Source organism: Pseudomonas pisciculturae, assembly GCF_015461805.1.
GTDB classification, from domain to species: Bacteria; Pseudomonadota; Gammaproteobacteria; order Pseudomonadales; family Pseudomonadaceae; genus Aquipseudomonas; species Aquipseudomonas pisciculturae.
In genome coordinates, this window is sequence record NZ_JACVZE010000002.1 from 348,533 (window position 1) to 361,545 (window position 13,013).

Annotated in this window: 13 protein-coding genes; 8 read left to right on the forward strand and 5 right to left on the reverse strand. The window is 59.7% G+C overall.

Going from position 1 to position 13,013, the window contains the following annotated elements:
* Window positions 1-27: 27 nt before the first annotated feature.
* A complete protein-coding gene (argE, locus tag ICY20_RS07265; RefSeq protein ID WP_194937225.1) occupies window positions 28-1,176 on the reverse strand; it encodes an acetylornithine deacetylase in 1,149 nt (382 codons plus the stop codon).
* Window positions 1,177-1,334: 158 nt separating this feature from the next.
* On the opposite strand from argE, the gene ICY20_RS07270 reads away from it, so the two are divergent.
* Complete coding sequence (locus ICY20_RS07270) at window positions 1,335-2,702, forward strand: CYTH domain-containing protein (protein WP_159956189.1); 1,368 nt, start codon at window positions 1,335-1,337, stop codon at window positions 2,700-2,702.
* A 124-nt stretch (window positions 2,703-2,826) separates the two neighbouring features.
* Here the strand turns inward: ICY20_RS07270 and ICY20_RS07275 are convergent, their stop codons facing one another.
* On the reverse strand, window positions 2,827-3,297 hold the full coding sequence (locus tag ICY20_RS07275; RefSeq protein WP_159956191.1) for an Lrp/AsnC family transcriptional regulator: 471 nt from the start codon (window positions 3,295-3,297) through the stop codon (window positions 2,827-2,829).
* 142 nt (window positions 3,298-3,439) lie between these two features.
* On the opposite strand from ICY20_RS07275, the gene ICY20_RS07280 reads away from it, so the two are divergent.
* From ICY20_RS07280 to ICY20_RS07310, 7 genes are all read left to right on the forward strand, one after another.
* Window positions 3,440-3,778: a hypothetical protein gene (locus tag ICY20_RS07280; protein ID WP_194937226.1), complete on the forward strand. Its 339-nt coding sequence runs from the start codon at window positions 3,440-3,442 to the stop codon at window positions 3,776-3,778.
* Between the two features lie 83 nt (window positions 3,779-3,861).
* Complete coding sequence (locus ICY20_RS07285; RefSeq protein WP_194937227.1) at window positions 3,862-5,541, forward strand: GspE/PulE family protein; 1,680 nt, start codon at window positions 3,862-3,864, stop codon at window positions 5,539-5,541.
* A 73-nt stretch (window positions 5,542-5,614) separates the two neighbouring features.
* Window positions 5,615-6,535, forward strand: a complete 921-nt coding sequence (locus tag ICY20_RS07290) for an SPFH domain-containing protein (RefSeq protein WP_065902324.1) — start codon at window positions 5,615-5,617, stop codon at window positions 6,533-6,535.
* Between the two features lie 4 nt (window positions 6,536-6,539).
* Window positions 6,540-6,986: an NfeD family protein gene (locus tag ICY20_RS07295; RefSeq protein ID WP_159956197.1), complete on the forward strand. Its 447-nt coding sequence runs from the start codon at window positions 6,540-6,542 to the stop codon at window positions 6,984-6,986.
* 69 nt (window positions 6,987-7,055) lie between these two features.
* Window positions 7,056-7,370 (forward strand): DUF2388 domain-containing protein, encoded by a 315-nt coding sequence (locus ICY20_RS07300; RefSeq protein ID WP_159956199.1) that lies wholly within the window; start codon window positions 7,056-7,058, stop codon window positions 7,368-7,370.
* 184 nt (window positions 7,371-7,554) lie between these two features.
* The gene (locus ICY20_RS07305; RefSeq protein WP_159956201.1) at window positions 7,555-8,220 is read left to right on the forward strand and encodes an outer membrane protein; all 666 of its coding nucleotides are present in this window, start codon (window positions 7,555-7,557) and stop codon (window positions 8,218-8,220) included.
* A gap of 160 nt (window positions 8,221-8,380) precedes the next feature.
* Entirely contained in the window at window positions 8,381-9,523 is a 1,143-nt protein-coding gene (locus tag ICY20_RS07310) for a DegT/DnrJ/EryC1/StrS family aminotransferase (RefSeq protein ID WP_159956221.1), read from the forward strand.
* Between the two features lie 128 nt (window positions 9,524-9,651).
* On the opposite strand, the gene gcvH is transcribed toward ICY20_RS07310, so the two are convergent.
* The 3 genes from gcvH to ICY20_RS07325 all read right to left on the reverse strand — a co-directional run bounded on the left by gcvH (window position 9,652) and on the right by ICY20_RS07325 (window position 12,947).
* Complete coding sequence (gene gcvH, locus ICY20_RS07315; protein ID WP_159956223.1) at window positions 9,652-10,038, reverse strand: glycine cleavage system protein GcvH; 387 nt, start codon at window positions 10,036-10,038, stop codon at window positions 9,652-9,654.
* A gap of 53 nt (window positions 10,039-10,091) precedes the next feature.
* Complete coding sequence (gene gcvT / locus ICY20_RS07320; RefSeq protein ID WP_194937228.1) at window positions 10,092-11,174, reverse strand: glycine cleavage system aminomethyltransferase GcvT; 1,083 nt, start codon at window positions 11,172-11,174, stop codon at window positions 10,092-10,094.
* Window positions 11,175-11,330: 156 nt separating this feature from the next.
* Window positions 11,331-12,947 carry an ABC transporter permease gene (locus ICY20_RS07325; protein ID WP_159956227.1) on the reverse strand — a complete coding sequence of 539 codons (1,617 nt, stop codon included), beginning with the start codon at window positions 12,945-12,947 and terminating at the stop codon, window positions 11,331-11,333.
* Between the last annotated feature and the right edge of the window lie 66 nt (window positions 12,948-13,013).

Genomic DNA, 13,013 nt, shown 5'->3' on the forward strand with positions numbered 1-13,013 from the left:
TCTATGTACGAATACGCAGGGGTTAATTTATGCAGGTTTCAGGCAGTAGTGTTCGATCAGTTCCCGCAATAGACGCACTGTAGGCGTCAAGCGTGACATTTCGAGGTACTCACCCGGCTGGTGGGCGCAGGCGATATCGCCAGGGCCAAGCACCAGGGTTTCACAACCAAGGCGCTGAAGATAAGGCGCTTCAGTGCCGAACGCTACTGCTTCGGCACGATGACCGGTCAATCGTTCCGCAACCCGCACCAGTTCAGCGTCTTCGGCTTGCTCGAATGGCGGCACTTCGGGGAACAGCGGCGCGTAGTCGATCTTGACCTTATGGCGTTCGGCCAAGGGTTGCAGCTTTTGTCGGATGGCATCGCGCAGCACCTGCGGGTCCATGCCCGGCAGAGGTCGCAAGTCGAACTCCAGGGAGCATTGGCCGCAGATGCGGTTGGGGTTGTCGCCACCGTGGATGCAACCGAAGTTCATGGTCGGCTGCGGCACGCTGAATTGCGGGTTGCGGTACTCGCGCTGCCAGGCCAGGCGCAGGCCGCGCAGTTCGCCGATGGCGTCGTGCATGGCTTCGAGGGCGCTGTGGCCCAGGCTTGGGTCCGACGAATGGCCGCTTTGGCCGAGGATATCGATGCGCTCCATCATCACGCCTTTGTGCAGGCGAATCGGCTTGAGGCCCGTGGGCTCGCCAATCACTGCCGCACGGCCCAGCGGGCGGCCCGCCTCGGCCAGCGCACGGGCGCCAGACATGGAGCTTTCTTCATCGCAGGTCGCCAATATCAGCAGCGGCTGCTTGAAGGGTTGGTCCAGCAGCGGCAGCACGGCTTCGATGGCCAGGGCGAAAAAGCCCTTCATGTCGCAACTGCCCAATCCTACCCAGCGGCCGTCGACTTCCGTCAGCTTGAGTGGGTCGGTCTTCCACAGCGCTGCGTCATACGGGACGGTATCGCTATGGCCCGCCAGCACCAGGCCGCCTGGGCCGCTGCCGAAGCTGGCGAGCAGGTTGAATTTGCCGGGGCTGACTTGCTGGATGTCGATGGCGAAACCCAAGTCCCCCAGCCAGCTGGCGAGCAAATCGATCACCGGGCGGTTGGTCTGGTCGAGAGACGCTTGAGTGCAACTGACCGACGGCGCAGCAATCAGCGCGGCGAACTGCTCTTTCATAGTGGGTAACGGCATGCGCGGTCTCTCAACTTCACGGATGAGCCCCACTATAGAGCCATCTGCACGACACAATAAACCGTTGCGGCACGTTGCCGGGCTCAGTCCTGTACACTGCACGGCCTTGGCAGCCACACTTTTCCCCGGCTGCGCTCCCGATCCTGGATTTTCCGGCCATGCAGAAAGAAACCGAAATCAAGCTCCGCGTCAGCCGCGAAACACTCGCCGCCCTGCGTGAGCACCCGCTACTGAAAAAACGCAACAAAAGTGGCTGGGAACGCCTTGAGTTGATGAACCAGTATTTCGACACCCCCGAGCGCGACCTGGCCCAAGCCAAAGTCGCCCTGCGCCTGCGCAAGGACGGTGACGCCATCATCCAGACCCTCAAGACCCGCGGCCAAAGCGTCGCCGGCTTGTCGGAACGCAATGAGTACAACTGGGACTTGCCCAAAGCCAAGCTCGACGTGAAGAAACTCGACGGCGAATGCTGGCCCGAGCAACTGGCCGAGCTGGACAAGAAGACCCTCAAGCCGATCTTCACCACCGACTTCGTGCGTGAACGCGCCGAAATCGCTTGGGGTCGTGGCAAGGCCAAAGTCGTCATCGAAGCCGCCCTGGACCTGGGCCATGTGGTGGTCGGCAAGCAGAAAGAAGAAATCTGCGAGCTGGAACTGGAACTGCGCGAAGGCGAACCTGCTGCCCTGCTGGAGCTCGCCGCTGAACTGGCCGCGACCCTGGCGTTGATGCCGTGCGATATCAGCAAGGCCGAGCGTGGCTATCGCCTGTACGACGCCAACAGCTACTCCCTGAGCCTGCCGGCGCCGCAGATCCACGCCGAAATGCCGCTGGACGACGCCTTCGCCGCGATCATGTGGCACCTGCTCGGCAGCAGCCAGCGCCTGGCCGAGCAATACCGCTTCAACGGCCACTGGCGCCTGCTACAAGACTGGGTCGACAACCTCGGCGAAATGCGTGCCCTGGTCGGTAGCCTCGGCCAAGCCGCACCGCGTCAAGCCACCAGCGAACTGCGCAGCGCACTCGATGCGCTGCTGGAAGACTGGCGCCCACTGGTGCAAGCCGGTGACGACGACGAAGACATCCGCAAGGCTGCACCCGAGCAGTTCATCGAAGAATTGGACGACGTGCGCTGGGGCCTGTTCTCACTGAACGCTTCCCGTTGGTTGCTGGCCCGCACCTGGGCCGCCGACCGCAACGTGCGAGGCAACCGCCAGGGCGCCGCGCAAATCACCAACTGGCTGCCGCGCCTGCTGGCCGACGACGCCGTCGCCCTGCAACTGCAGCGCTACCAGCAGCAACCCGAAGACCTGGCCGAGCAGCTGCCGCGTATCGAACGCATCCAGGCCTGGCTGCACCATGCCCGTCACGTGGTGGACATTGCGGAGATGGACCGTTTGTACGGTGAGCTGAACAAGCTGGCACAACTGGCTAACCAGCCGATTACCGATGAGTCGCTGGATGCGCGGATGCATCAGGCGATTGCGGTTTATCAGAACCGGGCCTGGAAGACTTTGTTGCGTCTGTAAGACCGCTTTCGCGAGCAAGTCGAATCGTCGCACCGCCGCTCCCACATTGGATTGGGTTCACAGATTTCTATGTGTGAATGCATTCAATGTGGGAGGGGGCTTGCTCCCGATGAGGCCAGCACTGTCAGCGCAACACTGGCAGGCTGGTGGTGGACTTGATCTCCGACAACGCCACAATCGAATTAACCTCCTGAATCCCCGGCACCATCGACAACTTCTCAAAGAAGAACCGCTCGTACGCCTCGATATCTGCCGTCACGATGCGCAACAGAAAATCCACCGCGCCCATCAGCACATAACACTCCAGCACCTCCGGAAACCCGCGAATCGCCTCGGTGAATTCGGTGAAGTTGGATCGGCCGTGGGCGTTGAGTTTTACCTCGGCAAAAATCTGCGTGTTAAGGCCGATCTTCTTGCGGTCCAGCAGGGTCACCTGGCCGCGAATGACGCCCTCTTCCTTGAGCCGCTGGATACGACGCCAGCACGGAGACTGAGACAGCCCGACCTGCTCGGCGATCTGCGCACTGGAGAGGGAGGCGTCCTCTTGCAGCAAGGCCAGGATGCGGCGGTCGTAGACGTCCAACTCGCTGTGCATATAAATACCTTTTTTGGTGATTATCTTGAATTAAACGATTCGTTCAATCGTAAAAAATGACCATTTTAGATAAGAAATCTCCCTTGGCGAATGTAAAACTTTCTGCCATCAAACCCTCTACCATCAAACCCGGAGAACGCCCATGCACGTCGTCGAAGCCACTGCCCCTGCCACGCGTGTTGATGCGTGGGCCGTCAACAGCACTCATTGCCAGGCGCATTACCTGATCGTCGCCGAGGCAGAACCCGATGTGCTGTGCCGGGTGCTCAACTATTTCGCCCTGCAATGCCTCACGCCTCGACAGGTCACCGTGAACCGCGAAGAGGACCTGCTGGACATCGCGATTGTGATGGACGGCCTGAGCTGGCACCGCGCTCAAGTGATCGGTGAAAAGATTCGAAACCTGATCAGCGTGCACTCGCTTGTGGTGTGGCCGGCTGACTGTGCAAGGCCTGAAGCAGTGGTGGCGGTTGCTCGGTAAAAGCCTGCAATACACCGTGGGAGGAAGATATTCAGGGCCTGGCTAGCCTGGGGTTACGTCCAACTTCCCCCAGGAACACCTTGATGCCCCTCGATCAGCGATTGGAATTGCAGCCGTTGTTGCCGGCATTGGTCGACGCGGGGTTGGTGACGCCTGAAGTGGCCAAGCACTTATCTGCGCTGCCGCAGAGTGCTACTGAGCATCCACTAGAATGCATCGCCGCCCAAGGCCCCTGCCTGGAAGCACTGACCCAATGGCTGGCCCGGCATGCAGGCCAACCTTATTTGCGCATCGACCCGCTGAAAATTGAAGTGGCGACGGTGGTGCCCTTGATGTCCCACGCGTTCGCCCAACGCCACACCATCCTCGCCGTTGCGGTAGACCCCCACACCGTCACCATCGCCAGCGCGCAACCCCACGTTACCGGCTGGGAAGCCGGGCTGGCCCAGGTGCTCAAACGTTCCATCAAACGCGTGGTGGCCAACCCGCAGGACATCCGGCGTTACATCGACGAGTTTTACCGGCTGGCGAAATCAGTCAGCGGGGCCGACCATAAAATCACGGCGCCCGGCCATTTCGAACTGCTCAACTTAGGCGCAGGCGACCAGGAGCCGGACGCCAACGACGCGCATATCGTCAATATTGTCGACTGGCTGCTGCAGTACGCGTTCAGCCAGCGGGCCAGCGACATCCATATCGAGCCGTGCCGGGAACAGGGCCGTGTACGCTTTCGCATTGATGGGCTACTGCATGATGTCTATCAATTCCCTCCCCAGGTGACGACGGCTGTGGTCAGCCGCCTGAAAAGCCTGGGGCGCATGAATGTAGCGGAAAAACGCAAACCCCAGGACGGCCGGGTCAAGACCAAGAGCCCAACGGGCGCTGAAGTAGAGTTGCGTCTTTCCACCTTGCCCACTGCCTTTGGCGAGAAGCTGGTGATGCGAATCTTCGACCCCCAGGTGCTGCTCAAGGGTTTCGACCAATTGGGCTTGTCCCCTGAAGACCAACAACTGTGGCGCACCATGACGAGCCAGACCAACGGGATCATTCTGGTCACCGGCCCGACCGGCTCAGGCAAGACCAGTACGCTCTACACCACGCTCAGGCAGTTGGCCACCCGGGAGATCAACCTGTGCACCGTTGAAGACCCTATCGAGATGGTGGAACCGGCGTTCAACCAGATGCAGGTGCAGCACAATATCGATCTGACCTTTGCCAGCGGTATCCGCGCCCTGCTGCGCCAAGACCCGGACATCATCATGATCGGCGAGATCCGCGACCAGGAAACCGCTGAAATGGCGATCCAGGCCGCACTGACCGGGCATCTGGTGCTGTCGACCCTGCATACCAACGATGCGCCGAGTGCCATCAGCCGTTTGCAAGAACTGGGGATTGCTCACTATTTGATCAAAGCAACCCTTGTAGGGGTCATGGCGCAGCGTTTGGTGAGGGTCTTGTGCCCACACTGCAAGCGCGCGACAGGCGATGCCTTTGAGGCCGTTGGTTGCGAGGAATGCCGGAGCAGCGGTTATCGGGGGCGTGCCGGGGTTTACGAGATCATGTTCATGAGCGAAAAGTTCAAGGCGCTGATCGCACCCGGTGCCGATGTGCGAGCCCTGCGCCAAGCGGCGGTGGCGCAAGGCATGCGCAGCCTGAGGATGGCTGGCCTGCATAAAGTCTACGAAGGCCAGACAACGATGGCGGAAGTATTGCGGGTAACGCCTGGGGATTCAGAAACAAATCCTTTGATTGTCGGGGCGTGAAACCGTTCTTATCCGTGACAAGATCGCTACAATCGTCTGTCGCTTTACTGACACCATCAGATAGGGAATCGTTATGCAGATCGGAACCGTACTGCTTCTTTTCGTGGGTTTGGCCGTGGCCATCCTGTTCATGGGCTTCAAAGTGGTACCCCAGGGCTACCAGTGGACCGTCGAGCGTTTCGGCCGCTACACCAACACCCTCAAGCCCGGCCTGAACATCATCATCCCGGTCATGGACCGCATCGGTCGCAAGATAAACGTGATGGAAAGCGTGCTGGACATCCCTCCGCAGGAAGTCATCACCGCCGACAACGCCACGGTGCAGATCGACGCCGTGTGCTTCTTTCAGGTGGTCAACACCGCCCAGGCAGCCTACGAGGTCAACAACCTCGAACATGCCATCCGCAACCTGCTGCAAACCAACATTCGTACCGTGCTCGGCTCCATGGAGCTCGATGCCATGCTCAGTCAACGTGACGGCATCAACGAAAAACTGCTGAAAACCGTCGACGAAGCCACCGCGCCGTGGGGCATCAAGATCACCCGTATTGAAATCAAGGACATCAGCCCGCCCGCTGACCTGATGGCGGCCATGTCTGGCCAGATGAAGGCCGAGCGGATCAAGCGTGCACAGATCCTCGAAGCCGAAGGCCTGCGGGCATCGGCGATCCTGACGGCCGAGGGCAAGAAACAGGCGCAGATCCTTGAAGCCGAGGGTAGCCGCCAGGCGGCGTTCCTTGAATCCGAAGCCCGTGAGCGCCAGGCCGAAGCCGAGGCCCGTGCAACACAGGTGGTGTCGGAAGCGATCGCGTCGGGCAACGTGCAGGCGGTCAACTATTTCGTGGCGCAGAAATACATCGACGCCCTGGGCAAACTCGCTTCGGCCAACAACAGCAAAGTAATTCTGATGCCGCTGGAAGCCAGCCAGGTGATCGGTGCGGTCGGCGGTATTGGCGAGATCGTCAAGGCCACCTTCGACAGCAAGAAAGGCTGAGGCCATGTGGGACTTCTTGCAGCACCTGTCATTTTGGGACTGGCTGGCACTGGGCACCGTGCTGCTGATTCTTGAAGTATTCGGCGCCGGCGGCTATCTGTTGTGGATGGGTATCGCCGCAGCGGCAGTGGGCGTAATCAAGTTCCTGGTGCCGCCCTTGGGCCTGGAATGGCAACTGCTGCTGTTTGCCGTGTTGTCGATACTAACGGCGGTGTACTGGTGGAAGCGCCAACGCAGCAGTGCCAAGGCCAGCGACCAGCCGGGGCTGAATGAACGGGGTTCGGAGTTGATTGGGCGCACCTTCATGGTGCACCAAGCCATTGTGGATGGCCGGGGCAAGGTAAAAGTCGGTGATGGCGTATGGATGGTGACCGGCCCGGACACCCCTGTAGGCGCTCAAGTACGGGTGGTTGGCCAAGCAGGCGTCATTCTGAAGGTTGAAACTGTTTAGTCGGTGATGGAACTCGATTGGGTTAACTACAATCATAAAGTACAGATCACCCACCCGGAGTCACCCATCATGCGTCTCAAATATGCTGTCGCTACCCTTGCTGTGCTTTCCCTCCCTGTCGGTTCAGCCATGGCCGACAGTTTCTGGCGCAATGTCATCTCGTCGGGCGCCACTACTGGCTCGACGTACCTGACGTTCAAGGACCACAAGCTGGTGGTCGCCGCACAAGACGACGCCGGCAGTTTTGTTGCCAGCGACGGCGGCATCCGTGGCCCTTACCTGGAGGCCGCCATGCAGAGGGTCCGCGCCGACAACCCTGGCCTGCAAGCCACGGATATGGAGTTGGCCAACGCGATTCTCGCGAAAAATGCAGTGACCGAGTAACTCTCACACCGCACTAAAGAATGCCGCTTTTGAGCGGCATTCTTGTTTACGCCTTACAGCCGTCGGCGCTGATCACTACACCCTTGGCCTACTTTTCCCCGTCGATCACAGATAAATCCTGTCGAGCCATCATGGGCAAGCTAACAAGCTATGAATTCCTTTTATACAAAGCGAATTACAGTCCATGCAAAAGTTTGTCTACGCGGCGCTTCTCGCTACATTCGTAGCCTCCCACGCTCAAGCAGATAACTGGTACGGGTCGGCGAAACTCAACCATGCTCGCCAGAACCTTTCCAGTGCACTGCTAACCAGCCCACGTGTAACCGAGCGCGTAGAGGCCCCTGATAGCAGCAAATCATTCGTCGCCTCCTTCGCTGTAGGTTATGCCTTTAGAGACGGTTGGCGCGTGGAGGGGGAATACACGATGCCAAACCGCTCAGCGTTCAAATCCCACTGGGCGCCCTTCAATGCCAACACCAATAACCTGCAGGTCAAGAGCGAGCGCTTGATGTTCAATGGTTACAAAGACATCCCGATCAACGATTGGCTGTCGTTCTATGGCATGGCCGGGATGGGTATTGCCCGAACGGCAAGCGAGGGTTACCAAACCGTTGAAACGCGTCGTTTCGCCAGCAATCGCCAGCATAATTTCGCCTACAGTGTGGGCATGGGGCTGGAGGCCAAGGTCAGCGAGCAAATCACCTTGGGCACGGGTTACCGATATATCTCCATGGGCGATGTAGAAACCGGCTACAACACCTTCGCCAACCGAATAAACGCCCGGGATGAACAACTCAAAGGCAAGCTGAAAGAACAGAATGTGTTTCTAGAAACTCGGCTTTCCTTCTGACTGGCCGTCGAGAACGCCACTTTCCCAAGTGGCCATTTCTTGCCCGCACGATGACGATTCATTCACGGGCGACAGGCTATATTCAGTCAAGCCGTGCAACCATGCCGGTACTGATCCATCGCTTACTCATCGCCAATCTGAAACGGGTGCCTTCGTCGTCATGAGCCAACAGAACTTCCTGCCGTTTTCCAAACCCACCATCGATGAAGCCACTATCTCGGCGGTGGGTGATGTATTGCGCTCAGGTTGGATCACCAGCGGGCCGAAAGTGCAGGCATTCGAAGCGCAGCTGTCGCAATACTTTGGCGGCCGGCCGGTGCGCACGTTCAACTCGGGCACCTGCACCATGGAGATAGCCTTGCGCATCGCCGGTATCGGGCCTGGTGACGAAGTCATCACTACGCCGATCTCTTGGGTCGCAACGGCCAACGTAATCCTGGAAGTGGGCGCTACACCGGTGTTTGCCGATATCGACCCGGTGACCCGCAATATCGACCTGGCTCAGGTGGAAGCTGCGATCACCCCGCGAACCAAGGCGATCATCCCGGTGTACCTGGCCGGTTTGCCCGTGGACATGCCGATGCTTTACGCGCTGGCTAACAAGTACAACCTGCGCATCGTCGAAGATGCCGCCCAGGCGCTGGGGTCCAGTTGGGATGGCGAGCGTATCGGCGCCACTGGGGATTTTGTCTCGTTCAGCTTCCAGGCCAACAAGAACATCACCTCTTGCGAAGGCGGTTGCCTGGTGCTGAACAACGCCGAAGAAGCGCGCCTGGCTGAAAAGTACCGCCTGCAGGGCGTGACGCGTACCGGCTTCGATGGCCTGGACGTGGATGTGCTGGGTGGCAAATTCAACATGACAGACATTGCGGCAGCGATCGGCCTGGGGCAGTTTGCCCACATAGAGAAGATCACTGCCCATCGCCAGCACCTGGCGCGTCACTATTTCAAATGCTTTGGCGCAGACTTTGAAGAACAGTACGGCGCGCAACTGCCGCCGGCAGATTTTGAAAACAGCAACTGGCACCTCTTCCAACTGGTACTGCCAGAACGCCAGGACGACCTGCCCGCCCGCGCTACCTTCATGGAGCAGATGCAGGCCCATGGCGTGGGCATTGGCTATCACTACCCGCCGATCCACTTGCTGAGCCTTTATCGGGCACAGGGGTTCAAAGAAGGCATGTTCCCGGTGGCGGAAAAAGTGGGGCGTTTGATTGTGTCGTTGCCGATGTTTACGGCGATGACCGAGGCGGATGTGGAGCGGTCGGTGGCGGCAGTCAAAGCGGTACTCAAAGCAGACTGAATACTCACGGCTGACAAACATTCAAGGTGGGAGGGGGCTTGCTCCCGATGGCGGAGTGTCAGTCTCTACATCTGGAGGCTGGTCCACTGCCATCGGGAGCAAGCCCCCTCCCACATTTCGATCTGTGTTTACTCGCCGATGGCCGCTTTGTAGCCAGCAGCATCCAGCAGCTTGGCCAGGTCAGCATTCGCATCACTTGGCTTGAGTTTGAAGATCCAAGCGCTGTACGGCTCGGAGTTCAACGACTCAGGGCTATCAGCCAGCTCTTCATTGACCGCAATCACTTCACCGGCAACCGGCGAGTAGATATCCGAAGCAGCCTTCACCGACTCAACCACACCCGCGGCATCACCAGCGGCAAATACTTTGCCCACTTCCGCCAACTCAACAAACACCACATCACCCAACGCTTCCTGGGCATGATCGGAGATACCCACAGTCACGGTGCCGTCGGCTTCCAGACGGGCCCATTCGTGACTTTCGGCAAAACGCAGGTCGGCAGGGATATTGCTCATAGTCTGTGTCCTCATGAAGTAGTGTCAGCGGCCTTTGGCCTGCCGGAAATAAGTTAGATCAAGGTTTTGCCATGGCGCACAAAGGTCGGTTTGACCACTCGAACCGGGTACCACTTGCCGCGGATTTCCACTTCGGCCCGGTCGGCAGTGGCCGTCGGTACGCGCGCCAGGGCAATGGATTTGCTCAGCGTAGGAGAGAAACTACCACTGGTGATCTCCCCTTCGCCAACATTGGCGATACGAACCACCTGATGAGCACGTAAAACCCCGCGTTCTTCCAGCACCAACCCCACCAGTTTGAACTGCACACCCGCCGCCAACTCGGCTTCCAGCGCCGCGCGGCCGATGAAATTGCGCGTGGCTGGCTCCCAAGCGATGCTCCAGGCCATGTTGGCAGCCAAGGGCGAAACATCCTGGTGGATATCCTGACCGTACAGGTTCATGCCGGCTTCCAGACGCAAGGTATCGCGTGCGCCAAGGCCGATGGGTGAAATACCGGCGCCCACCAGATCGTTGAAAAAACCCGGCGCCTGATCGGCAGGCAGGACAATTTCAAGGCCGTCTTCGCCGGTATAACCCGTGCGAGCAATAAACCAATCGCCGTCGGCCTGGCCTTCGAAAGGCTTGAGCTGGTGAATCAAAGTGCTGCGCGACTGGGTGACCAGTTCGGCAATCTTCTGTCGGGCATGGGGGCCTTGAATGGCCAGCATCGCCAACTCGGGGCGCTCTTGAAGTTGCACCTGGAAACGGCCCAACTGGGCCTGCATCCAGGCCATGTCCTGGTCGCGGGTGGCGGCGTTGACCACCAGGCGATACCCGGCGTCGGTGCGGTAGACGATCATGTCATCCACCACGCCGCCCTTGTCGTTGAGCATGGCGCTGTACAACGCACGGCCGCAGCCTTGCAGACGATCCACATCATTGGCCAGCAGGTGCTGCAACCATTCCTTGGCCTGGGGGCCGGTGATATCGATCACGGTCATATGAGATACATCGAACACCCCGCAGTCGCGTCGCACCTGGTGGTGCTCTTCAACTTGCGAGCCGTAGTGCAGAGGCATATCCCAACCGCCAAAATCGACCATTTTCGCGCCGAGGGCGAGATGCAGGTCATACAGAGGCGTACGCTGTCCCATGGGTTTCTCCTTCCGGGCTTGGCGAAGGTGCGCAGCGTTGCTGTTTGCGCTACAGGCCTTTAATTACAAGGCCTGTAGCCACTCACAGCGACCCGATCCGAAAGACGGAGCGCACCGAATGCCGCGCATTGTAGCCGCAAGCCGTAGGACTGGCACCTAACCGATTTGACGGGCAGAGCGTCGGATCAGCCCGATCACCGGCAGCAGGCCCACCAACACCAGCGTCAGCGCCGGCAGCGAGGCCCGCGCCCACTCGCCTTCGCTGGTCATTTCAAAGATGCGAACCGCCAGGGTATCCCAGCCAAATGGGCGCATCAGCAGGGTCGCGGGCATTTCCTTGAGTACATCGACAAACACCAGCAGCGCTGCACTCAACGTCCCCGGTAGCAATAACGGCAGATACACTTTGCAAAACAGTCGTGGCCCGCTCACGCCAAGGCTGCGCGCAGCTTCCGGCAATGAGGGTCGGATTCGCGCCAGGCTGTTTTCCAGCGGCCCATAGGCCACCGCCAGAAAGCGCACCAGGTACGCCAACACCAACGCCGAGAGGCTGCCCAGCAACAACGGCTTGCCCGCGCCGCCCAGCCAGCCGGACAGCGGCACCACCAGTTCACGGTCCAGATAGCTGAAGGCCAACATGATCGACACCGCCAGCACCGAGCCTGGCAAGGCGTAGCCGACGTTGGCCAGACTGATGCCTGAGCGGATCGCCCGCGTCGGGGCCAAACGGTTAGCGAACGCCAAGAGCAGCGCCACGCTGACGGTGATCAACGCTGCAATACCACCCAGGTAAAGGGTGTGGACGATCAGGCCTGAATAACGCTCATCCAGATCAAAGCGGCCGCGCTGCCAAAACCAGGCGACCAGTTGCAGCATCGGGATGACAAAGGCACAGGCGAACACCGAACCACACCAAGTACTGGCGGCAGCGGCCTTGAGCCCGCGCAGGTGATAGAGCGCTTTGCCCCGTGGCCGCTCATTGCTTGGGCGGCTGGCACCCCGTGCACGACGCTCGCCATACAGCACCACCATGACCACCAGTAACAGCAAGCTGGCCAATTGGGCGGCGCTGGAAAGGCTGAAGAAGCCGTACCAAGTCTTGTAGATCGCCGTAGTGAAGGTATCGAAGTTGAATACCGAGACCGCACCAAAATCCGCAAGGGTCTCCATCAACGCCAAGGCCACCCCGGCACCAATCGCCGGTCGAGCCATGGGCAAGGCCACGCGCCAGAACGCTTGCCACGGCGATTGCCCCAGCACCCGGGCGGCCTCCATCAGGCCTTTGCCCTGGGCCAGGAACGCGGTGCGCGCAAGCAGGTAGACGTAGGGGTAGAACACCAGCACCAAGACGATGATCACGCCGCTGGTGGAGCGCACACGTGGCAGGCGCAGGCCGGTGCCAAACCATTCGCGCAAGAGCGTTTGAACCGGACCGGCGAAGTCCAGCAGGCCCACGAACACAAAGGCCAGCACATAGGCGGGAATGGCGAAGGGCAACATCAAGGCCCAGTCGAGCCAGCGCCGGCCGGGGAATTCACAGAGGCTGGTGAGCCAGGCCAGGCTCACGCCGAGCAGGGTCACGCCGACACCGACGCCCAGTACCAGGGTCAAGGTGTTGCCCAATAGGCGCGGCATCTGGGTTTCCCACAGGTGGGACCAGATTTGCGCGTCGATGCTTTGCCAGGACAGCAACAGCACGCTCAGCGGCAGCAGCACCAGGGCGGCGACGGTGAACACCGGCAGGTACCAGCGGCGTTGGGCGGGGTGGGCCAAATTCAGTTCTCAGTGAATGGATATCTTGATGTCACCACAATCCAATGTGGGAGGGGGCTTGCCCCC

What these genes read in the sequence shown, in the direction of transcription:
- argE (WP_194937225.1), bottom strand. Translation starts at nt 1,176, where the DNA reads ATGCCGTTACCCACTATGAAAGAGCAGTTCGCCGCGCTGATTGCTGCG.
- ICY20_RS07270 (WP_159956189.1), top strand. Translation starts at nt 1,335, where the DNA reads ATGCAGAAAGAAACCGAAATCAAGCTCCGCGTCAGCCGCGAAACACTC.
- ICY20_RS07275 (WP_159956191.1), bottom strand. Translation starts at nt 3,297, where the DNA reads ATGCACAGCGAGTTGGACGTCTACGACCGCCGCATCCTGGCCTTGCTG.
- ICY20_RS07280 (WP_194937226.1), top strand. Translation starts at nt 3,440, where the DNA reads ATGCACGTCGTCGAAGCCACTGCCCCTGCCACGCGTGTTGATGCGTGG.
- ICY20_RS07285 (WP_194937227.1), top strand. Translation starts at nt 3,862, where the DNA reads ATGCCCCTCGATCAGCGATTGGAATTGCAGCCGTTGTTGCCGGCATTG.
- ICY20_RS07290 (WP_065902324.1), top strand. Translation starts at nt 5,615, where the DNA reads ATGCAGATCGGAACCGTACTGCTTCTTTTCGTGGGTTTGGCCGTGGCC.
- ICY20_RS07295 (WP_159956197.1), top strand. Translation starts at nt 6,540, where the DNA reads ATGTGGGACTTCTTGCAGCACCTGTCATTTTGGGACTGGCTGGCACTG.
- ICY20_RS07300 (WP_159956199.1), top strand. Translation starts at nt 7,056, where the DNA reads ATGCGTCTCAAATATGCTGTCGCTACCCTTGCTGTGCTTTCCCTCCCT.
- ICY20_RS07305 (WP_159956201.1), top strand. Translation starts at nt 7,555, where the DNA reads ATGCAAAAGTTTGTCTACGCGGCGCTTCTCGCTACATTCGTAGCCTCC.
- ICY20_RS07310 (WP_159956221.1), top strand. Translation starts at nt 8,381, where the DNA reads ATGAGCCAACAGAACTTCCTGCCGTTTTCCAAACCCACCATCGATGAA.
- gcvH (WP_159956223.1), bottom strand. Translation starts at nt 10,038, where the DNA reads ATGAGCAATATCCCTGCCGACCTGCGTTTTGCCGAAAGTCACGAATGG.
- gcvT (WP_194937228.1), bottom strand. Translation starts at nt 11,174, where the DNA reads ATGGGACAGCGTACGCCTCTGTATGACCTGCATCTCGCCCTCGGCGCG.